We start from the raw sequence: 21,552 nt of genomic DNA on the forward strand, positions 1-21,552 counted from the left end.
CAAGGGGCGCACACGGTGCGTATCACCCAAAAGCATAACGCGAAACAAAACCATTCTCATCGGTGAGGACCTAGCAGCGCAGAGACCCTCACTGCCCCCGGGAGAGCCCGCGGTGGATACACTTGGACACCTTTGGCCCCCGTGCGGTCGCCGCCCTTTCATGCCCCCCGAACTCGCCCAACCGTTGACTGGCTTCCTGCCGTCGCACCACGATCCGTTGGTGGTGGCGGCATCGTTTGCCGTGGCGGTGCTGGCCTCCTATGTCACGCTGAACCTCGCCCGCCGCGTGCGCACCTCCCAGCGCCGCATCGGCCTGGCCTGGTGGGCCGCGGGTTCGCTGGTGATGGGCACGGGCATCTGGTCCATGCACTTTCTGGGCATGCTGGCCTTCGAGCTGCCCATTCCGCTCGGGTTTACCGGTGCGATCACCGCCCTGTCATGGCTGTCTGCCGTGGCGGCCTCCGCCGTCGCGCTGGGCATGGCCAGCCTGGAGCGGTTCCGGTGGCTGCACCTGGCCTTCGGGGCGCTGGCCATGGGCAGCGGCATCAGCGCCATGCACTACATCGGCATGCGGGCCATGCACTTGTCGGTCGGCATCGTCTGGAACGGCTTGTACGTGGCGCTGTCCATCGGGGTCGCCGTGCTGGCATCGGCAATGGCGCTCTGGCTCTTTCGCACGTTGCAGCGCATGCACGGCAACCGCCGCAGGGTGTTTCAGGCAGCAGCATCGCTCGTGATGGCTGCGGCGATCTGCGGCATGCATTACATCGGCATGGCCGCCGCCCAATTCCCGCAAGGCACCGTGTGCCTGAGCGCGAATGCACTGGGCGGCCCGGGGCTGGCGGCCATGGTGGCGGTCATCACGCTGCTGCTGATGCTCAGCACGCTGTTCATCTCCATCCTCGATGCGCGGCTGCAGAACGTCGCGCGCCGGCTCACCCAGTCGCTGCAGGACAGCAATGCCAAGCTCCAGCAGGCCAATGCCGAACTGCAAAAACGCGCGTTCGCCGATGCGCTCACCGGCCTGCCCAACCGCCTGCTGTTCGAAGACCGCCTGGCCCACGCCCTGCTGCGCCTGGAGCGCACCAACCACCACCGCGTGCTGGACCGCCTGGCCGTGCTGTTCGTGGACCTGGACGGCTTCAAGCCCATCAACGACTCCTTCGGCCATGCCGCGGGCGATGCCATCCTGTCGGAAGCCGCACAGCGCCTGCGGGCCGAGGCGCGCGAAAGCGACACCGTGGCCCGCGTGGGCGGCGACGAATTCCTGCTGCTGCTGGAAGACGTGGGCAACACGGCCGACTGCATCGTCGTTGCCAACCGCATCCTCGCATCGCTCGCCCTGCCCTTCCATGTGGCCGGCCGTCAGGTGCAGATCGGCTGCTCCATCGGCGTGGTGCTGCACCCCGACCACGGCGACCGCGACAAGCTGGTGGCCAATGCCGATGCCGCCATGTATGCGGCCAAACGCGCGGGCGGCAACAGCTACGCCATGTTCGAGCCCCACATGGGCTCCGACGCATCCGACCAGCTGGAACTGCAAAACGACCTGCGCCACGCCCTCGCGCGCGGCGAACTCGCGCTGCACTACCAGCCCAAGATCGACGGCAAGCGCGGCCGCATCAACGGCGTGGAGGCGCTGCTGCGCTGGCGCCACCCCACGCGCGGCATGGTGAGCCCGCTGGTGTTCATCGGCCTGGCCGAGCGCTTCGGGCTGATCGGCCAGCTGGGCGCCTGGGTCATCGAAGAGGCCTGCCGGCAGATGGCCGACTGGGCGCGCAGCGGCCTGCACATGCGCGTAGCGATCAACCTGTCGGTGCACCAGTTGCGCGAAAGCGGCTTGGCCGAGCGCATCGAACACGCGCTGCAGTTCCATGGCCTGGATGCCTCGCAGTTGCTGTGCGAGATCACCGAATCGGTCGCCATGGAAGACACCAAGGCCACGCAGCGCACCTTCGAAGGCCTGGCGCGCATCGGCGTGTTCCTGTCCATCGACGACTTCGGCACCGGCTATTCGAGCCTGAACTACCTGCGCCAGTTGCCGGCCCAGCAGCTCAAGATCGACCGCAGCTTCGTGAATGACCTCGAACACGAAGAAGACGCCCGCGCCGTGGTGGATGCCGTGGTGCGGCTGGCCCATGCCCTGGGCCTGCGCGTGGTGGCCGAGGGCGTGGAAACCAGCGGCCAGCGCGACATCCTGCTGGCCATGCGCTGCGACGAGCTGCAGGGCTTTTTCTACGCCCGCCCCATGCCGGCCGACGTGCTGCTGGCCTGGGCCCAGGGCGACAAGCCGGAAGGCTCGGCGGATTTTGCGCCGTCCGTGATCGGCGGGCTGGGGCCTGCCGACAGCCTGCCGTTCGACGCCGCGCCGCGCGGCTGAACGCCGCCAGCGCCGTCCGGAGCGGGCGGCGATAATTGCGCGGTCCCGTTTCTCTCCAAAAAACACACCCCACCATGACCACGACCATCCGGTACCACGACCTCGTGGAGTCCGTTGCTGCGTCCCTGCAGTACATCAGCTACTACCACCCCGCCGACTTCATCGCCCACCTGGCGCGCGCCTACGAGCGCGAGCAGAGCCCTGCGGCCAAGGACGCGATGGCGCAGATCCTCACCAACAGCAAGATGAGCGCGACCGGCCAGCGCCCCATCTGCCAGGACACCGGCATCGTCAACGTGTTCCTGAAGATCGGCATGGACGTGCGCTGGGAAGGCTTTCCCGGCGGCCTGGAAGACGCCATCAACGAAGGCGTGCGCCGCGGCTACAACCACCCCGACAACACGCTGCGCGCCAGCGTCGTGGCCGACCCGCAGTTCGCCCGCAAGAACACCAAGGACAACACGCCTGCCGTGACCTTCACGCAGATCGTGCCGGGCGACACCGTGGACATCACCGTCGCGGCCAAGGGCGGCGGCAGCGAGAACAAGTCCAAGATGGTCATGATGAACCCCAGCGACAACCTGGTGGACTGGGTGCTCAAGACCGTGCCGACGATGGGCGCCGGCTGGTGCCCGCCCGGCATGCTGGGCATCGGCATCGGCGGCACCGCGGAAAAAGCCGTGCTGCTGGCCAAGGAAAGCCTGATGGACGACCTGAACATGTACGAGCTGCAGGCCAAGGCTGCGCGCGGCGAGAAGCTCGACCAGGTCGAGGAACTGCGCCTGGAGCTGTACGAGAAGGTCAACGCCCTGGGCATCGGCGCGCAGGGTCTGGGCGGCCTCAGCACCGTGCTGGACATCAAGGTCAAGATGTACCCCACGCATGCAGCCTCCAAGCCCGTGGCGATGATCCCCAACTGCGCCGCCACGCGCCACGCGCACTTCGTGCTCGACGGCTCCGGCCCCGCCTATCTGGAGGCGCCCTCGCTCGACCTGTGGCCCAAGATCGACTGGGCGCCCGACTACAACAAGAGCCGCCGCGTCAACCTGGACACCCTCACCAAGGAAGAAGTGGCGAGCTGGAAGCCGGGCGACACGCTGCTGCTCAACGGCAAGATGCTCACCGGCCGCGATGCCGCGCACAAGCGCATCCAGGACATGCTGGCCAAGGGCGAGAAGCTGCCCGTGGACTTCACCAACCGCGTCATCTACTACGTGGGCCCCGTGGACCCGGTCAAGGACGAGGCCGTGGGCCCCGCCGGTCCCACCACCGCCACGCGCATGGACAAGTTCACCGAAATGATGCTGGCCGAAACGGGCCTGATCTCGATGATCGGCAAGTCCGAGCGCGGCCCGGTCGCCATCGAAGCCATCAAGAAGCACCGAAGCGCCTACCTGATGGCCGTGGGCGGCGCCGCCTATCTGGTCAGCAAGGCCATCAAGGAAGCCAAGGTCGTCGGCTTTGCCGATCTGGGCATGGAAGCCATCTACGAGTTCACCGTGGTGGACATGCCAGTGACCGTGGCCGTGGACGCTGGCGGCACCAGCGCCCACATCACCGGCCCGGCGGAGTGGCAAAAGCGCATCGCCACGGGCGAGTTCAAGTCCATCGATCTCGTCGCCGCTTGAACTCTATCCCCGGCTGCGGCTGCGGCTCCAGGCGTGGCCTGCAGCCGATGGGGCCGCCAGAGTTTTCTGATTTTTCCGTTCACATCGCACCAAGGCACGCATGACGCCCACCTCGCAGCAACGCCCCATCGGTGTGTTCGACAGCGGCATCGGCGGCCTGAGCGTGCTGCGCGCACTGCAAGCCGAGCTTCCGCACGAACGATTCGTCTATCTGGCGGACAGCGGCCATGCGCCCTATGGCGAGCGGGGCGACGCCTATGTCGCCGCGCGCACCCACGCGATCACCCGCTATCTGCAAGCGGAACATGGCATCAAGGCGCTGGTCGTGGCCTGCAACACGGCCACGGCCGCAGCGATCCATGAGGTCCGCACGCAATGCCCGGACCTGCCCCTCGTCGGCCTGGAGCCGGCCATCAAGCCCGCAGTGGCGCTGAGCCAGACCGGGCGCATCGGCGTCATCGGCACGCGGGGCACGCTCACCAGCAGCAAGTTCGCGCTGCTGCTGGGGTCGCTGCAATCGCAGGCCGAGTTTGTGGTCCAGCCCTGCGATGGTCTGGCCTACGCCATCGAACGCAGCACAGAACATGCGGTGCCGGCCGCCGCCGCTGAATCCTCCGAGGTGCGCGAACTGTGCACGCGCTACATCGGCGCCATGGGAGCGTTCGGCACCACCGCCGGCAGCATCGACACGTTGGTGCTGGGCTGTACGCACTATGTGTTCGCCGAAGAAGAATTGCGCGCGCTCATCGGCCCGGCGGTGCGCCTAGTGGACACCGGCGAGCCGGTCGCAAGGCAAACCCGCCGGCTGCTTCAGGCCACAGGCCTCCTGGCCGAGCCCGGCGATCAAGTCCCGCCAGCACGGGACCGCATTCGATTGATGACCACGGGCTCGCTACGGCCCCTGCAGGCGGCTGCGCAGCGCTGGCTGCAACTGCCCGCCCAGTGCTGCAGCGTAGCGGCCGTATCTGGAAACGGCACTGGCCCAGTGGCACATGAGTCCAATCAGGCTCTGGCGCAATAAATACGCCGGCACATTGCTACACAAACAATAGCAATCAGGCACCCCAGAGGCGTTCCCCCGCGTGCTCGATATGGGTCAGATACAACCGGGTATCGAACTCATACTGGTGGTAGCGGGGCTCCATGTGCTCGCATAGCTGATAGAACGCCTTGTCGTGGTTCTTTTCGCGCAAGTGGGCCAGTTCGTGCACCACGATCATGCGCAAAAACTCTTCCGGCACCTGCTTGAACATGGAGGCGATGCGGATCTCGTGGCGCGCCGTCAGGCGCCCGCCCTGAACACGCGCCGACGAGGTGTGAAGACCCAAGGCATGCCGCACCACATGGATCTTGCTGTCGAAAACCACCTTCTGCACCGTATCGGCTTTGCGCAGATGCTGCGCCTTCAGGTCGGCGGCATATTGGTACAGCGCCTTGTCGGTGCGAACAGCATGCGCCTGGGGATAGCGGCGCTGCAGCATGGCCGCCAAGCCGCCTTCGGCGATGAGCGTGCGCACCTGATCCTGCAAGGCATCCGGGTACGCACGAAGGTAAGGCAGTTCGATCGCCATCGGTCCCGACCCGCTGGCCGCCTCTGGATGAGAGGCCACCGGATCTTTCGAGAAAACGCGTGCGCTCTCAGTGCAGATGGCGGGGGCGGCGCCCGCCGCTGCCACCATGGCCGCCACCGGAACCGCCGCTGCCGCGTGGCGGCTTGCCGATCTCCAGCGAGTTCACCAGGGCATCGAAACGCTGCGAGAACAGCTTGTCGATCTCAGCCACCACGCCGCCCAGTTCGGCGCCATCGAAGTGGCGCTCCATCATGTTCACCACATCCTGCACGAGCAGATCGCGCTGCACCTGCATGATGGCTGCAGGGGTCGGGCCCACGAACAGCATGAGGAAGTCGTCACGCGCTTCGGTGCCGTCATCCTCCTCGTCTTCATCGAAGTCGGTGTCATAGAACGTGACCTCAATGGCCGCGCCCTGCTCCGACAACTCGTTGAGGCTCATGCACATCTCGTCGAGCGACTGGCGGAAGTCCTCGTCGCCGCGCACCGTCCAGCAGATTTGCAGGGTGTGCTCCTTGGCGTCGAACTGGATGCCAGGCTCTTCCTCATAGGCGCTCGCCGCACCGTCAGCCAAGGAGCGGGCTCCAGCGTACTTCCAGAGCGGCTTCAAGGCCTCTTGCAATTGATCAAACCCTGCATCGGCACGCAACTGCACCTGGCCGTGGACATGGATTTCAAAGGGAGCGTTGTAACTTGACATGATCGAATCGTAATGGTGCCCCGAGCCGGGGTCGAACCGGCACGCCCCTTTTCAGGAAGCGGCGGATTTTAAGTCCGCAGTGTCTACCAATTTCACCATCGGGGCGCCGGCTGCGCGGCGCGCGCCTCGCATTCAAGCGTAACCCGGGCCACGCAGGTGCGCAACGCTCCAAATACGGATCAGCAGTTCGCTATGAACAACCGATTCGCGCAATAAAAAAGGGAAGCCGAAGCTTCCCTTACAAAACTGGAGCGGGAAAAGGGACTAGAACCTAGCCTCTAACCGCTTGATTTCTAACAACTTTCTCATATCCCGGGCTTTGGGATGGACATGATTATAGACTTGTTTTTACCCATAGGCAAACGCATTGCTCGAAAGAGCGGAAAGGTCGTAGCCTTCAGGATGGTGGACGGATCATGAGGCCACCGACATCTGCTCGACACGGATGATCAGATCTAGCCAAGCGACAACTACCGAAAGGCAAAAAATGACATTGACGCTCGGTCGTGGACGCCCCACTCCCATGGTGTTCAGTGGCCTCTTCCTGCCATCGGTGGAATGGGAAATGAAGGCAGAAGGATTTCCATGGCACGAGATGGAGTCCGAGCCCGGTGATTTCGGCACCCTCGCACGAAATCTGCGTCGAAGGGACGTCTCACCGCAACGGCTCATGAAGCAGGCCATTGAGGCCTTGAAGGCACTGGGGCAGGACAACGAAAGGGCGATCACATTCGCAAACGCACTGGAAGCCGGCTTACATGCCGGCGCGCTTGAGTCGAACGAAATTGCTGATCGCATTTCGGGCGAGCTTCCCGGCTTATGGGGATGCTTCATCGCTGGCATCCGTGAAGAGCCGACCTACCCTACTGCTTTCATGAGGGCCTATGTCGAGATCGAACTCGCCTCCAAAAGGGCTGATGCCGCGTTGGTGGTGGGCGACTTTCGCAACGCCGCCGCGCTTGTTCGTGCCGACCCAATGCTGAACCTCTTCTGGCGCAACCATGATTTGGACGTTCTTGCCACAGCCCAAACCGAGAGAGAGACACTTCGACCTCGACTGCATGCTTGGCTGCAACTCCAACTCAGTGTCGTAGCAAGACAAGCAGTTCGTCACCCAGGTGCGATACAAGCGCAGGAACTGTGTGGAAAGTACAGCAATCTACTCACAGGCCATCGAATCCAACCCGGCGTCTCCTGGCTCAGGATGGCTAAAAGCCTCGCAGGCGCAGCAAGTCTCGCGCAGTTGCGCGAACAATTGCTGCTGAATAGTACCGATTCGGCTTCGCTGCCTAGCGAAGCGACGATCAAGCGATGGAATCGGGGCGTCATATTTCCCCAACGGACCGATCAACTGCGGACATTCATCGAGAGGGTGGCAGCAAGAGGACACATCTACAGGCCAGTGTTGGCGGCAAACAAAATCTGTGATGCACTGGTAAGGATGTATGTCACAGCCCACCGTCTCAACCATGTGGGCTTTTTCGCATCGCTTCTCTGGCAAGAACCTGCGACGCACGTGCAAAGATCCTTCGATGAGTGGTGCGATCACCATCGCGGCACGCCGCGCGCAGAGCGCGGCGCTTGAGCGTCACTTTTGACGCGGCCGATTGACGCTTCTCTTTTTCCCGGACGGTCCCTTGTCGGGGCCTGCTGGCCAACCGCCCGCGTTTCCGGGACCCAAGCCTTTTCCGAGTCCGGGACGGGGAGCGTCTGTACGAATTGCAGGATCTCGGGGCTTCTGGGCAATCGCTTTAGGAGTTGATTTCATATCGATCTTCAATGACGCGGCAATGGCACCGCAGAAGAAATTCTGAAATCAAAAGCTGCCTTGCGCGGGATCATCTTTTCGGCAACTGTCGTGTTTCACGCGAGCGTCATGCGTGAGCAAGCGACTGCTCAGGCCTTCTTGTCCGTAATTGCATTGATTCCTTTAATTGCAAATTTTTTGGAATAGAGCGGAGACGTGTAATAAGAGCCTTTTTTCGTCGCGAGAGTTATCAGATTTTTCATCGCGCCCTCAAGGCCTTCTTCGGCATATGCGATAGATTGGGTGTTTCCGAATGGCTTGTCTGGCTCATAAGTCGTGCAAGGCACTGTTGGATGGCCTATCTCTTTAAGATACTCATCAAAGGCATTCTGACTTATGGCCAAGCCGAAAACACGCCAAGCGTACTTCTTCCCCCAATAGTAGCCAGTCACTTTACCCTTGGGCGTTACTCGCCGGTCATTATTGACTTTTTCAATCGCGTAATTTTCAGCAGACACTTTCTGCGCCACCGCATGGCTAATCGCTGGGTCCACCTCGGAAATCTCGGAAATAAACGCCGTATCAACAATATTCAGTCCATTCCGATCCGGCCTGAAACCGATATTGTAGTGTTTCCCATCAACGACCCTTGGCGTTGATGCTCCTTCAAATTGGTACACAGTCGCCGTTGTTGCAGGTGTAAATTTGTGCAGGTAGCTTCCACTCGGTTGCTGAACGATCGTGTAGTTCGTCACAATAAGATTATGAATTGTATGCAGGTCGCGCGGCTTCATAATTGCAAATCCTTTGCAAGAAATTATTCATAAAAGATAGCTTATTGAAATTCAAAGTGGATACAACCAACGGTCATATAAAAATATAAGTTAGCTTGAGGCCTTATTACCGAAAGAGTTTACCCTACGAAACTGAACTTCACGGAGAGTAGCACAGCAGAAACGAGGGCACGAGAGACCACGTTCGCACAATGGGCTAACATAAATATTCGCCTGAAATGACTGGGTGAAATGAGCATCTCATTCCACGCCAATTCTGCAGCCTCTCCCTAATCTGCTGCTTGAAATTTTGGTGCTTAGATCTATGCGCCGTTCACGCGCGGCGGTTGTCCTTCAATCGCCCATTTCAGATGCAGCATCTGCAAGGCTGATTCGAGCGCGAATAATTTCGCGCCCCCTAACAGGCTGAAGAAATACTCCCCAGATTCCAAGCCAGTCCTGGCCTGCGGTCGTCGGCGGGCTCGCTGGCTTTCACATCCCGGGATCCGAGCGGCCAATCAGGCGTTCTTGCGCATGTTGGGGCCACCTTTGCACCCGTTTTCCCTCAATGCACTGCCTGCGCACGCACCTGTCCCCATTGCCCCAGCGTGCGCATGCGCACCAGGTTGTAGCCCGCCATCGTCAGCACGAACATCTGGTCCACGCGCTTGATTCCTCGCACCATCACCTGCCTCATGCCGCCCACGGTCTTGGCCCAGCCAAAGCCTTGCTCGATGAGCTTTCTCTTTTGTTGCGATACCGCGTAGCCTTCGCTTTGCGCAATGGCTTCGGGCACGGCCGAGTTTCTGCCTGACTTGTTCTGGGCCACGTGGGGCGTGACGTTCATGGCCTGGCACGCTTCAATGAATTCGCATGCGTCATAGCCTTTGTCTGCCCCCAGCGTGATGGTTCGCATGGGATCGGCCTGCGCCTGCCTGGCGTCGTTGATCATGGCCTTGGCTGCTTCCCGTTCTGCGTAGCCATCGGCCAGCGTGACTACCGCATTGGCCACCAGCCCGTGGCGGTTGTCGCTCAGGGTGTGCCCCATGTAGCGCAGTTCGCTGGCGGTATTGCCTTTGCGGTACAGCCGGGCATCGGCATCGGTTGTGGATTCGTGGGTGTCGTTGCTGCGCCGCTGGCCCTTGAAGTTGCCGCCATCGCTGTTGGCTTTGGCATCTGCACCATGGCCATCATCTGTGTTGTCACTATTGCCATCACGACCATCACCGCTCGCGTCATCGTCGCCTTTGCGCGCGAAGCTCTTGTGGCCCGCCCAGGCCTGGATGAGCGTGCCGTCCACACTGAAGTGCTCGCCCGAGAGCCAGTGCTTCTTGTCGGCGATCTTGAGCACTTCGTTGAAGAACTCGATCACGGCGTCGTGCTCGATCAGGCGCTCACGATTCTTGGTGAACACGCTGGGTACCCAGACCTCGTCGTCCATGGACAGGCCTATGAACCAGCGAAACAAGAGGTTGTACTGCACCTGCTCCATCAACTGGCGCTCCGAGCGCACGCTGTACAGCACTTGCAGCAGCATGGCGCGCAGCAGCTTCTCGGGGGCGATGCTGGGGCGCCCGCCTTTGATGTCTGCTTCGTACATGCGCGAGAACAGGGCATCCATCTTGGCCAAGGCTGCGTTGACCATCTTGCGGATGGGACGCAGGGGATGCGAGGCTGGGACAAAGTCGTCGAGCTTGCGAACGGAAAACAGGCTCTCGGTGAAGGTGTCGGCGCCGCGCATGGGGTCAGGCAATGGAGATGGGAGGGACTGGTGAGCTTACCGGGGTTGGGTTGCCGGGCTGGCTGAGCGGGGGTATTTCTTCAGCCTGCTAAAGGGGCACTACTCGAACAACCAAAGGAGGTTTCATCATGAGAATACGTCACTTGCAATATTTCCTGATCGTTGCCCAGGAGCAGAGTTTCGTTCGCGCCGCTGCCAGAGCGAATATCGAGCCATCACCGTTATCGCGGGCAATCAAGGATCTGGAAGAGCAATTGGGCGTGCAGTTGCTGAACAGAACGAAGGGCCGGATCACCCTCACCTGGTGCGGAGAGGTATTTCGGGATGAGGCCCGCCGTATAATCGAATACATAGAAAGCGCTAAAACCCGCGTTGCAGCGGCATCCCTCGGATTCAAGGGTCGTTTGCGGGTAGGCATTACCGACAGTCTCGCCCAGCCGCGTCTGACACGACTTCTTTCACAAAGCCGGGAAGAAGAACCCAGTACGGAAATTCGCATTACCGAAATGACCGTCAACGAAATGCAGATTGCGCTTCGATATGACCAGATCGACATGGGCTTCACCATGGATGAGGAACCCGTTGATGGCTACCTTAAGCACATGGTGTGGAAGGAGCGCCCAGCAATAGCGATCCCCAAACATCACCCGATCCTGTCTCAGGACAAAGTTTCCATGCGGGAAGTGGTCCGTTACCCACTGATCATGTGCCACCCGGAACGATGGGCGGGTGGCTACAAAGTCATACAGCGCTGGATCACCGATCACGATCTCGCATCACCGACCGTCGCAGAACATGCCGCGTGCCATGAGGCCATGATGATGCTCGTCGCGGCAGGATACGGGGTGGGCATCGGCATGCAGTCCCAAGCCGCCCTGTATGACCATCCGAACGTCATTGTCCGGCCCATGGTGGACGAAATCCCGGATGTCCCCACCTTCATCGTTATCTCCGATGAAAACACCTCACCGGAAACGACTCGATTTATCCAGCGTGCAAGACAAATCGGAATGGCCACGCCGACCGATTAATCGCCAACATGAAATTTTCATGACATATCCCCTGCATTTTCCATCGGCCTGACGACAAAAAAAGTCACCTGCTTGCATGGCAGGTGCCATATTCCGTTGATTTCAAAACGATTAAAGGATTGCGCTGTTTTTCTGCCAGCAGCGGCAAGCCGCCTTGAGAACAACTTTTTGTGTAAAGCGCAGACATTTTAAGTCGCTCGGGCGACGTTTTGCGGCAGAACATGGTGCTCAAGCGCCTGGCATCCTGACAGGCAATACCAAGCTCTTCATTCGCGCGCGATCGCTACTTAATATGTAGCGCCCTGACCCAAACCGTGAGAGTTGAATGACGAGCGAACTGGCTGGTAATCACGTTTCTGATTGCGACGGAATGAATGCGGTATCCATTGCAACCGCATTGTTTACTGATTTTCGGCAATGGCATCCATTTAATGCGGATCACGCCCAAGAAGTGCCACTGAGCATCAAGGAGTGATCGCAATGTCCGAACAGAGCAGCCCGCCGGATACCGGGCGCAAAATCCTTCGCCGTGCGGAGGTGGAAGCCAAGACGGGTTTCAAACGCGCGCACCTGTACAACCTGATGAAGGATGGCAAGTTTCCGAAAGCCGTCCGGCTAGGGGTGCGTGCCGTGGGCTGGGATTCCACGGAGATCGACCAGTGGATCATCGACCGTCTCAATGACCGCGCATGACCCGGCTCCCATTCGTTGTGAAGCGGAGCGAACCGCCATGCAGGTGATTTCGGTGATTTCGACCAAGGGCGGCGTCGGGAAAACCACCGTTGCCGCCAATCTCGGCGGGTTCATCGCGGACGCGGGTTTGCGCGTGCTGTTGCTGGACCTGGACATGCAACCCACCCTCTCGTCGTACTACGAGCTCACCAGCCGTGCCCCGTCTGGCATTTACGAGTTACTGGCTTTCAACGAGCGCGACCTCACGCGGCTGGTCTCGCACACCGCGATCGAACGCCTGCATGTGGTTTTGTCCAACGACGAGCATCGGCAACTCAATACGCTGCTTCTGAATGCTCCGGATGGACGGCTGCGGTTGCGCCATCTGCTCCCGGTATTTCGGCCCCACTACGACGTGGTGCTGATAGACACCCAGGGGGCCCGAAGCGTCCTCCTGGAGATGGCGGTGCTCGCGTCGGAATGCGTGGTCTCACCCGTGACGCCGGAAGTGCTCGCAGCCCGAGAATTGCGGCGCGGGACGCTGCAGCTCATCGAAGATATCGCCCCATACCGGCATCTTGGCATCCCCGTGCCACCGCTGCACCTGCTGATCAATCGGGTGCCTGCGGTTTCGGCCAATGCCCGGCTGATCCAGCAGACGCTGCGCCTGGTGTTTGGAGAACATCCCGGCGTCCATGTCCTCGAAACAGAGGTGCCGGCCATCGAGGCGTTTCCGCGCGCCGCCACACGCGGATTGCCCGCCCATCGGGTGGAACATCGCCGCCCCCAGGGACGCCTCACCCCAGCGGCATTCGAGATCGTCCGCGCCCTGGCTTCGGAGTTGTGCCCCCAGTGGAACGAACGTTTTGTCGCGGTGAACGGCAAGCCCGGCGGGAGATTTGCCCATGCCAAACGCCCATGAGCTTGCCCGCGGCCACAAACGATTGCTGCCTCTCATCGAGTTTGCGCTGAAGGAGGGGTGGGAAGTCACACGCACCGCCGGGGGGCATCTCCGGTTTTTCAAAGCGGGGCTGGCCCCCATCTTCACCAGCTCGACCCCCAGCGATCACCGCTCCGCTAGCAATGCACACGCCCGGCTGCGCCGCGCGCAGCGCCAGGCAGATACATCGCACGATACCGGCAGACACGAGGCACCCCATGGCTGAGATTTCCCCACAGGACATGGCATCGCGGTTGCTGCAGGACCGTTTCACCCGCACCGGGCCTGTGGCAGACGCGCTGACGGACCCGATCGCCGATACGCCGATGATCGTGACACTGGACGAGTTGCGCCCCTACGAGCTCGATCCCCGGATCACGCGCAATCCGCTGTACGACGACATCCTGGCGTCGATCCGCGAGCGTGGTCTGGACACACCGCCGCCGATCACCCGCCGACCTGGCGCGACCCACTACATCATCCGCAATGGTGGCAATACCCGGTTGGCAGTCCTGCGGGAGTTGTGGGCGCAGACCAAGGACGAGCGGTTCTTTCGCATCGGTTGCCTCTTTCGCCCCTGGCCCCAGCGCGGCGAGATCGTCGCGCTGACCGGCCACCTCGCGGAAAACGAACTCCATGGCGGCCTGTCTTTCATCGAGCAGGCGCTCGGCATCGAGAAGGTTCGGGAGCTCTATGAAGAAGAGGATGGCAAGCCGCTGTCGCAATCTGAACTGGCGCGGCGGCTGAAATCGGATGGCTATCCGGTTCCCCAACCCCACATCAGCCGCATGCAGGAGGCGATTCAATACCTGCTACCCGCCATTCCGAATGTCCTCTACGGCGGTCTCGGTCGGCACCAGGTCGAACAACTCACGGCCCTGCGCAGGACGGGAACGAAGATTTGGGAGGCGCGTGCAGCATCGAGCCGGCTCGACCTGGATTTTCCGACGCTGTTCCAGGATGTGCTGTCGGTCTTCGACGCGAGCCCAGGCCAGTTCAACGTGCAGCGCGTGCAGGACGAACTGGTGGGACAGATGGCCGATCTGCTGGGCGAGAAGTACGATACGCTCGCCTTCGATATCACGGCCTCGGACAAGCGCTGGCAGTTGCTCAGCAGCGAACCGGGCAGCGTGCCGGCCATCCCCGCGATGCCGGCCCCGCCCGAGCTGCCCCCTCCCCCACGCCCATCGCCTGCGACATCTCCCATCGCAGCGCTGCCTGCGCCCCGCACGGAACCATCGACCGACCCTTCCGAAGCGGTCTCGCCACCGGAACCGCTCACAGTTCAAGCGCGCAACGGCGCTTTCGACGAGGCGGACGATCATGCAGCGCGGGTGCGTGGGCATGTGGTTTCCCCGGCACCGACGTCCGATCGATTGCAGTCCATCCAGCGCCTGGTGGCCGACCACCTTGGCGAGGCACCGCCGGACTTCGAGAGCAATGTGCTGCAAGCCATTCCGGTGCAGGCGGGTGGCCTCTATCCGGTGAGCGACATCTGGTACATCGATCCGGGCCTGGACACGCCGGAACGGCTGAGAACCCTCATCGCGCAACTGGCGCTGGAAATCGCCGACGAGGCGGAACTGTCCGCTGAAATCCTTCCCAGCGAAGACGGTATCGGCTTCCATTGCGCCCAGGACAGCGAATCGATCGGCGAGCGCGCCAGTGCGCCCTTCCCGCGCACGATCCTCTCGCTCCTGCATGCCCTGAGCGCACCGTTTGAGCACGCACGGTTCGTTGCCCCGCACATCGACACGGTGCATCTGGCAAACCATCTCGGCCCCCTGCTGCAGGGGCCGGGCCTCAAGGTACAGTTTCCGCGATTGAGCGACAACGGCCTGGTGAAACTGTTTCGGCTGGTGCGCCTGGCGCGGCGGCTGCTGGACATCGAAGCCTCCCTGCATGGCGACAGCGCCATGCCGTCCCCGTAGGACGGGCCGCGATGTCCGGTCCGCATCCGCTGAACCAGGCCGTGATTGCACAGGCCCTGCACGACCTTCGCAACGGCCAGCTGCGCAAAGCCAAATCCATGGGCTTCGATGACCAGGACCTCGATGCCCTGAAGCACCCGGCCATGGCGAGCGTGCTGGCGAATGCAACGGTGTCTTGGTGTTCGGTCGAGGTCAACCGCGATGTGCTGCGCCGCCTGCTGCATCAGGTGAACGACGTGGCCAAGGAGATCGAGGCGGTGGACCGGATGCTGCGCCTGGGTGCCAGTACCGAGATGATCAGCAAGTTCTACGGATTGACGCATCAAGAAGTCGCGCTGCGCAGATCGGTGATCGGCTTGCCCAAGCGCAAGGGTCGGTATCCGGTCCTGACGGAACAGCAGGACGCACAGCTGTGGGAATCCTGGTCGGACCTCATCAAGGAGCGGGGCATCGCGCTGAACAACGACACGGCCATGCTCGCCATCGCGGCGGATTTTTCGGAATCCACGGGGGTGCCGGTCTCGGTGATCTGGAGCGCCATTCGCGGATGGATCGATGAAGGGCTGGTTTGAACATGACAGCACCGCGCAGACCAGGCGGGCCGGTCCTGCTGGGAGAACTGCTCGACCAGGCGCTGCAGCGGATGCAAGTCGAACCCGCAACCCCGCCGGAAAAAGCCGCGCCAGCCCTGCCCCCATCCGATGGCTTCATTTTCAGCGGCAATCGCCATGACAGCGTGCCGAGGGCGCTGCTGCTGGACCGGCGTCTCACGCCCCTGGAGCGCAATGCCTGGCAGGTGTTTCGCCTGCTGCTCAACGACGATGGCATCACGGCCTTTCCGACCTATGACCAACTGTGCCCCTACCTTGCCTCCATGCCCTGCGCTGCCAAGGCATCGCACGAGACCGTTGCACGCGCGCTGACCCTCTTGCGCCTGACCCGCTGGGTCAGCCTGGTCCGGCGGCGGCGCGATGCCAGGACCGGGCGAATGCTGGGCAATCTCTACGTCCTTCACGACGAACCGCTCACGCCCTATGAAGGCATCCAGCTCGACCCCGACTACCTGGGGCTGGTCAGCCATGCGCTCGATCACGCCAGCAAGTCCATCCAGCGGGTCGGCGTGCACACGCTCAAGGAGATGGCCGAGGACCCGATGCTCAACGGGCGGATACTGCCGAGCCGTCTGCAGGTGCTGACCCAACGCCTCGCCGCCCAGGGGTGGGGGGAGACGATCGGTTATCCACAGGCTGGGGACAGTCACGATTCCGAAGACGGGTCGAGCGGCCTTCTTCGGAATCGGAAACCACCGGGTTCGGATTCCGAAGTGGGTCAAAAAGCCCGCCAAACCGGCACGCTTCGGAATCCGAACGAGGACCGTACTGTACGTAAAGAAGAGATAGAAAAAGAAATACGTACAGTACCCCGCACGCGAGGCGCCCTGCTCCTGCCCGAGCGGTTCAAGGCCCTGAAGTCGGAACAGCAGAACGGGGCGCTCGCCGCCCTGCAGTCGGTCGATCCCGCGTTGCACCAGGCCGTTCTGGAGGAGTGGGATGCACGCTGCCGCGAAAGCACGGTGCGCAATCCCGCAGGTTATCTCTTTGCCCTCATCCAGCGCGCGTTGCGCGGGGACTTCAAAGCCTGGGCCGCATCGAAGGCACCTCCCGCCCCCACCGCTCCCACCGCGGCCGAGCCGGCCCCGTCCCGCCCGGCAGACCCGGAGGTGGCACGGGCGCACATCGCCAAGATCCGGGCGCTGCTGCGGATGCCGTGACGCGGTGCGGTCTTGAGGTTCGCAATCGCACGCTGGATCGTCCACTGGGTTCCATGCTGGGCTATACCCCGGGTATAACCCGGCGCGCCACCCTCCATCGACGGCGGGGCATGTGCCCACATCGGCGGACTGATCGAGGGGCGCGCTCTCTGCGGCGCGCACCCTGTCGCAAGACCTTTTGCGCTCCACGCGCCTGTGCCGGCGTCCCACCGAAGGCCAGGGTCGCCTATACCCTGGGTATAGCGCGACATGCAGCCTTCCTGGCTGGAGGATCAATGACTTTCGGGAGGCCGTCGCCCCTGTGCATGCGCGCACAAACAGGCGTTCGAGGGGTGCGGTTTGATCACTGACGGCCTTCCCGCGCTCGCAGATGCTGAAACCTCGTCTCCACCAACGAGGGTTGCCACCATGGCCAACGAAACGGAACCATTGCAGTTGAACCTGGGGTCGCTGCGCAGTGCGATGTCGCTGACGTTGCACACCCACCACGCCTCGCGCATCTGGCATGGCCGGGCCGCCGCGGAAGGCAAGCCCGGCATCATCGGCCTCAACGGCTTCGTCGGCATCATGAACAAGTTGAAGCGTGGATCGGAACAGGACGATCCTTACTCCGACTGGTGGATGCTTCGGATCGAGGACAAGCTCAACGCCACCAAAGAACAGTTGCAAATCCTGCGCGAACAGGTGGACCGTGCCTTGGCCGATGTTCCACCCGCCCTGAGCCTGGGCGAGAACCTCAACGTCCAGCCCGTCAAGCTGCCGCTGTTCGTCGCCTCGCAGTTGGGCTTCATGGCGGTCTATTTGTTGGCGGACTACGACGATCTGGCACGCCGCCTGATCCTGGCCCACCACACCGCGCTGATCGATCGCGGGACATTGGAACGCTGGCTCAACGAAGGCGCCCACGCCTTGCGCAGCCTGTTTTCGCTGGCACAGCAATACCGATACTCCGGGACGACCCGCAACGACTTCTCCACCGGCAACGCCGCCGCGCGCGTGGCGCGGGAAAAATTCGGCGATCTGCCGCAGGACATTCTGGACGGCTCGCGCCGCTCGCGCTTCGCCCCACCGCCCGTGCGCCGGTCCGCGCCAGCGTCTGCCACCACGCGCTCCCGTGAACCGGAAGAGGCACCGATCATGGATACCGATGCAGCGCCCACCGGCACCGACGCGACGCCGCAGGACGAGGATGCCCCCTCCGACAACGACGGAGAGGAGCCGGCATGAGCGCGCTGCATCGCTTTGTGCCACTGGAACAGCCCGCCTTCCAGTCGCTGGAACATGCGGCCTACCTAAAAGGCCTTTTAAGACCCTTTAAAGGTAAGGGGGCGCTGGAGGACTGGGCCAGCCATTGCAGTGGTCTGCGCGACAGCCTCGTTGCACTGGCCGAGCGCCGTTTGCTGCCACAGGTGCAAGGCTTTCCGTTCGATCGGCTGGCCGCCCATCTGGCCCCGCAGAACACCGCGGCCGGCACCACGTTCCTGCGCTGGCGCAACGTCGATCGCTCCCGCATGGGGGTTGCGTTGTGGGAAGGACTGCTTGCCGATCCCGCGATGCCTGCCGCGCTGATCGATGACCTGTACGCCATCGAGGTTCAGCGCATCGTGCTGAACATGCAGGTCAGCCTCACCCACAGCATCGCGCGGCAGGCCACCGACTGCGCCAACAAGGTGGCCCACGCCGACACGATCTACCAACGGCGCATCCGCGCCATCATCCACCCCGAGGAGTCACACCCATGAGCACGCATTTCCATGGCGAGGGCAATATCGGCTCTGCGCCCGAGTACGACGAATACCCCAACGGCAACGAGGAGCCGCGCCGGGTCCTGCGCCTGAACGTGTATTTCGACAACCCGATCCCGGGCAAGGACGGCTACGAGGACCGTGGCGGTTTCTGGAGGCCGGTCGAGTGGTGGCACCGCGATGCCGAACACTGGGTTCACCTGTTCCAGAAAGGCATGCGCATCGCCGTCAACGGGCGTGAGGAACGCAACGACTGGACCGATGAGGACAACAACCCGCGCACGACCTATCGCATCAACGCCCGGACGGTAGGCATCTTGCCCTACCGCATCGAGTCGGTGACCCTCAGCGCCCGGCCATCGGGACACGAGACGGAACCGCAGGCCGATTGAACGGGGTCTGCGAGGGCGGCTGCCGCAACCGTTATCCGCCCTCCATGCGCCAGACGTCGGCGATGCCTCAACGATTGCGGCCTGCGGCAGCGGCGGTCGTCCGGACAGATGCGCCAGCTTGTCTATCCGACCGTCAGCGAACCCAACACACTCCCCCTGCCGCAGCCGCCCAACAAGCGGGGCGCGGTCGGCTTCCGCTTCTTTGCTGTCAACGACAGCCAGTGCGGACATGCTGGTGTCCTATTCAACGAACGCCACGCCATTTCCGGGGAGGCTCCATGGCTTTGTATCTTTGCGAAAAGCACTCGCAGGCCAAGGACATCGCCCGGGTACTGGGTGCCACCCGGCGCGGCGATGGCTGCTACATCGGTCCCCGCGACACCGTGACCTGGTGCATCGGCCATCTGCTGGAGGCAGCACCGCCCGAAGCCTACGGCGATCAGTACAAACGCTGGTCCATCGAGCAGCTTCCGATTGTTCCAACGCGCTGGCGCAGCGAGGTCAAGGCATCCACGGCCAAGCAATACAAGGCGGTCCAGCAATTGATCGGTCGGGCCACCGATCTGGTCATTGCGACGGACGCCGACCGGGAGGGCGAGATGATCGCCCGCGAAATCATTGATCTGTGCGGCTACCGGGGTCCCATCCAGAGGCTGTGGCTGTCGGCCCTGAATGACGCATCCATCCGCAAGGCACTGGGCGCGCTCAAGCCCTCTGGCGAAACGCTGCCGCTGTACCACGCGGCCCTGGCGCGATCGCGTGCGGACTGGCTGATCGGAATGAATTTGAGCCGCCTGTTCACCCTGCTCGGCCAACAGGCCGGCTACCAGGGCGTGCTGTCGGTCGGCCGCGTTCAAACGCCGACGTTGCGCCTGGTGGTGGACCGGGATCGCGAGATCGCGGGTTTCGTTTCCGTGCCCTACTGGGCCGTCGAAGTCCAACTGTCGCATGCCGGCCAGTCGTTCGCCGCGCACTGGGTGCCGCCCGATGGCAGTACCGATGCCGCGGGACGGTGCCTGCGGCCATCCTTGGCCAGGGAAGCCGCCGACCGCATCCGGCAGGACCGTGGGGCGCTGGTGGTCTCGCTGGAGACCGAGCGAGTGAGCGAAGCGCCACCGCTGCCGTTCGACCTGGGAACACTTCAGGAGGTCTGCTCGCGCCAGTTGGGCCTGGACGTGCAGGACACCCTCGACATCGCACAGGCTCTGTACGAAACGCACAAGGCCACCACCTATCCCCGCTCCGATTCCGGCTACCTTCCGGAGAGCATGCTCCCGGAAGTTCCGGCGGTACTCGACGCGGTGCTGGCGACCGATCCCGGCCTGCGGCCATTGATCGACCGCCTCGACCGCACCCAGCGCTCACGCGCATGGAACGACAGCAAGGTCACGGCCCACCACGGCATCATTCCCACGTTGGAGCCAGCGAAACTTGCCGCCATGTCGGACAAGGAACGCGCGGTCTATGGCCTGATCCGCTCCCATTTCCTGGCGCAGTTCCTGCCCCACCACGAATTCGACAGGACGACCGCCCGGTTGTCCGCAGGCAGCCGATCCTTGCACGCGTCCGGCAAACAGATCGTCGTTCCCGGCTGGCGGATGGCGCTGCCCGGCCATCCGGCGAACGGGGCCGAGGACGCGGACGATGCACAGGGGCCGCGCAGCCAGGTCTTGCCACCGCTCGCGCAGGCAAGCCGTTGCAGCATCGAACAGGTCGATGTGAAGGCGCTCAAGACGCTGCCTCCCAAGCCCTACACGCAGGGCGAACTCGTCAAGGCGATGAAAGGGGTTGCCAGGCTGGTGACCGACCCGCGCCTCAAGCAGAAGCTGAAAGAGACCACGGGAATCGGCACCGAAGCAACCCGTGCCAGCATCATCAACGGCCTGCTCGGCCGAAACTATCTCCTCAAGAAGGGCCGTTCCATCCGCGCATCCGATGCTGCTTTCACACTGATCGATGCCGTGCCCTCGGCCATCGCCGATCCCGGCACCACCGCGGTCTGGGAGCAGGCGCTGGACATGATCGAGACGGGGCAACTGACCCTGGACGCCTTCATCGACCGGCAATCGGCCTGGGTGGCGCAACTGGTGGAGCAGTACCGCAGCGCGAGCCTGTCCCTCCCCGTACCCCAAGGTCCCGCCTGTCCTCTCTGCGGCAGTCCCACGCGGCAACGCAACGGCAAGTCCGGTGCATTCTGGTCCTGCAGCCGGTATCCCGACTGCAAAGGCACGGCAGCGCTGGGTTCGCCCGGCGGCAAGCCCTCTGCCCCGCGCCAGCGCGGGCCCCGTTCCACAGCGTCCTGAACCAGTCACGTCGTGCCCCGGCCCGCGTTCCCTGCGGCCGTTGGGCGTGGCCCCGCATCACTGGCGGGGCACACCAAACATGCCCTCGCCTTCTGCAATGGCATGTGCCTCCCCGGCCGTTCGTGTGGCCGGGTGAGAGGAAGGCGTCCTTATCGACCCCGCTCCCCGCGGACCTCTGTTCCGCTTTCTCTACGTTGCACCCGAAGGGTCTCCTGGCACCTCGCGCA

General features: G+C 62.7%; 21 protein-coding genes and 1 tRNA gene. 16 read left to right on the top strand and 6 right to left on the bottom strand.

Annotated features, from left to right (window positions below; genetic code table 11):
* Positions 1-160: 160 nt before the first annotated feature.
* The 3 genes from M5C98_RS15615 to murI all read left to right on the top strand — a co-directional run bounded on the left by M5C98_RS15615 (position 161) and on the right by murI (position 5,029).
* Positions 161-2,380, top strand: coding sequence for a putative bifunctional diguanylate cyclase/phosphodiesterase (locus tag M5C98_RS15615; RefSeq protein WP_272548356.1), 2,220 nt, complete (start codon positions 161-163; stop codon positions 2,378-2,380).
* A gap of 74 nt (positions 2,381-2,454) precedes the next feature.
* The gene (locus M5C98_RS15620; protein ID WP_272548357.1) at positions 2,455-4,008 is read left to right on the top strand and encodes a fumarate hydratase; all 1,554 of its coding nucleotides are present in this window, start codon (positions 2,455-2,457) and stop codon (positions 4,006-4,008) included.
* Positions 4,009-4,108: 100 nt separating this feature from the next.
* Complete coding sequence (gene murI, locus M5C98_RS15625) at positions 4,109-5,029, top strand: glutamate racemase (protein ID WP_272548358.1); 921 nt, start codon at positions 4,109-4,111, stop codon at positions 5,027-5,029.
* A gap of 34 nt (positions 5,030-5,063) precedes the next feature.
* Here the strand turns inward: murI and M5C98_RS15630 are convergent, their stop codons facing one another.
* From M5C98_RS15630 to M5C98_RS15640, 3 genes are all read right to left on the bottom strand, one after another.
* Positions 5,064-5,579 (bottom strand): M48 metallopeptidase family protein, encoded by a 516-nt coding sequence (locus tag M5C98_RS15630; RefSeq protein ID WP_272553303.1) that lies wholly within the window; start codon positions 5,577-5,579, stop codon positions 5,064-5,066.
* A gap of 67 nt (positions 5,580-5,646) precedes the next feature.
* Positions 5,647-6,279 (bottom strand): DUF6806 family protein, encoded by a 633-nt coding sequence (locus M5C98_RS15635; RefSeq protein WP_272548359.1) that lies wholly within the window; start codon positions 6,277-6,279, stop codon positions 5,647-5,649.
* Between the two features lie 13 nt (positions 6,280-6,292).
* Positions 6,293-6,384 (bottom strand) — tRNA-Leu (locus M5C98_RS15640).
* Positions 6,385-6,766: 382 nt separating this feature from the next.
* Between M5C98_RS15640 and M5C98_RS15645 the strand changes: the two genes are divergently transcribed.
* Positions 6,767-7,864 (top strand): hypothetical protein, encoded by a 1,098-nt coding sequence (locus tag M5C98_RS15645; protein WP_272548360.1) that lies wholly within the window; start codon positions 6,767-6,769, stop codon positions 7,862-7,864.
* A 311-nt stretch (positions 7,865-8,175) separates the two neighbouring features.
* Here M5C98_RS15645 and M5C98_RS15650 read toward each other — a convergent pair whose 3' ends face one another.
* The gene (locus tag M5C98_RS15650; RefSeq protein WP_272548361.1) at positions 8,176-8,820 is read right to left on the bottom strand and encodes a hypothetical protein; all 645 of its coding nucleotides are present in this window, start codon (positions 8,818-8,820) and stop codon (positions 8,176-8,178) included.
* A 544-nt stretch (positions 8,821-9,364) separates the two neighbouring features.
* Positions 9,365-10,540 carry an IS5 family transposase gene (locus tag M5C98_RS15655; RefSeq protein ID WP_272548362.1) on the bottom strand — a complete coding sequence of 392 codons (1,176 nt, stop codon included), beginning with the start codon at positions 10,538-10,540 and terminating at the stop codon, positions 9,365-9,367.
* Positions 10,541-10,668: 128 nt separating this feature from the next.
* Here M5C98_RS15655 and M5C98_RS15660 point away from each other — a divergent pair, with 128 nt between their 5' ends.
* On the top strand, positions 10,669-11,571 hold the full coding sequence (locus tag M5C98_RS15660) for a LysR family transcriptional regulator (RefSeq protein WP_272548363.1): 903 nt from the start codon (positions 10,669-10,671) through the stop codon (positions 11,569-11,571).
* 64 nt (positions 11,572-11,635) lie between these two features.
* Here M5C98_RS15660 and M5C98_RS15665 read toward each other — a convergent pair whose 3' ends face one another.
* The gene (locus tag M5C98_RS15665; protein ID WP_272548364.1) at positions 11,636-11,803 is read right to left on the bottom strand and encodes a hypothetical protein; all 168 of its coding nucleotides are present in this window, start codon (positions 11,801-11,803) and stop codon (positions 11,636-11,638) included.
* A 93-nt stretch (positions 11,804-11,896) separates the two neighbouring features.
* On the opposite strand from M5C98_RS15665, the gene M5C98_RS15670 reads away from it, so the two are divergent.
* From M5C98_RS15670 to M5C98_RS15720, 11 genes are all read left to right on the top strand, one after another.
* Entirely contained in the window at positions 11,897-12,046 is a 150-nt protein-coding gene (locus tag M5C98_RS15670; protein ID WP_272548365.1) for a hypothetical protein, read from the top strand.
* Positions 12,047-12,051: 5 nt separating this feature from the next.
* Positions 12,052-12,264: an AlpA family transcriptional regulator gene (locus M5C98_RS15675; RefSeq protein ID WP_272548366.1), complete on the top strand. Its 213-nt coding sequence runs from the start codon at positions 12,052-12,054 to the stop codon at positions 12,262-12,264.
* Between the two features lie 37 nt (positions 12,265-12,301).
* Positions 12,302-13,165: a ParA family protein gene (locus M5C98_RS15680; protein WP_272548367.1), complete on the top strand. Its 864-nt coding sequence runs from the start codon at positions 12,302-12,304 to the stop codon at positions 13,163-13,165.
* Positions 13,149-13,409, top strand: a complete 261-nt coding sequence (locus tag M5C98_RS15685) for a type II toxin-antitoxin system HicA family toxin (RefSeq protein ID WP_272548368.1) — start codon at positions 13,149-13,151, stop codon at positions 13,407-13,409. The genes M5C98_RS15680 and M5C98_RS15685 overlap by 17 nt, the downstream gene beginning before the upstream one ends.
* Positions 13,402-15,114 (top strand): ParB family protein, encoded by a 1,713-nt coding sequence (locus M5C98_RS15690; RefSeq protein ID WP_272548369.1) that lies wholly within the window; start codon positions 13,402-13,404, stop codon positions 15,112-15,114. The genes M5C98_RS15685 and M5C98_RS15690 overlap by 8 nt, the downstream gene beginning before the upstream one ends.
* A gap of 11 nt (positions 15,115-15,125) precedes the next feature.
* Positions 15,126-15,686: a DUF2857 domain-containing protein gene (locus M5C98_RS15695; protein WP_272548370.1), complete on the top strand. Its 561-nt coding sequence runs from the start codon at positions 15,126-15,128 to the stop codon at positions 15,684-15,686.
* A 2-nt stretch (positions 15,687-15,688) separates the two neighbouring features.
* On the top strand, positions 15,689-16,885 hold the full coding sequence (locus tag M5C98_RS15700; protein WP_272548371.1) for an STY4528 family pathogenicity island replication protein: 1,197 nt from the start codon (positions 15,689-15,691) through the stop codon (positions 16,883-16,885).
* Positions 16,886-17,293: 408 nt separating this feature from the next.
* Positions 17,294-18,112 (top strand): PFL_4669 family integrating conjugative element protein, encoded by an 819-nt coding sequence (locus M5C98_RS15705; RefSeq protein WP_272548372.1) that lies wholly within the window; start codon positions 17,294-17,296, stop codon positions 18,110-18,112.
* Positions 18,109-18,627 (top strand): DUF3158 family protein, encoded by a 519-nt coding sequence (locus tag M5C98_RS15710; protein ID WP_272548373.1) that lies wholly within the window; start codon positions 18,109-18,111, stop codon positions 18,625-18,627. The genes M5C98_RS15705 and M5C98_RS15710 overlap by 4 nt, the downstream gene beginning before the upstream one ends.
* Positions 18,624-19,022 (top strand): single-stranded DNA-binding protein, encoded by a 399-nt coding sequence (locus tag M5C98_RS15715; protein WP_272548374.1) that lies wholly within the window; start codon positions 18,624-18,626, stop codon positions 19,020-19,022. The genes M5C98_RS15710 and M5C98_RS15715 overlap by 4 nt, the downstream gene beginning before the upstream one ends.
* A gap of 278 nt (positions 19,023-19,300) precedes the next feature.
* Complete coding sequence (locus tag M5C98_RS15720) at positions 19,301-21,325, top strand: DNA topoisomerase III (protein ID WP_272548375.1); 2,025 nt, start codon at positions 19,301-19,303, stop codon at positions 21,323-21,325.
* The last annotated feature ends 227 nt before the right edge of the window (positions 21,326-21,552 follow it).

Origin of the sequence: Acidovorax sp. NCPPB 3576, assembly GCF_028473605.1 — a bacterium.
In the GTDB taxonomy this organism is placed as follows: Bacteria; Pseudomonadota; Gammaproteobacteria; order Burkholderiales; family Burkholderiaceae_C; genus Paracidovorax.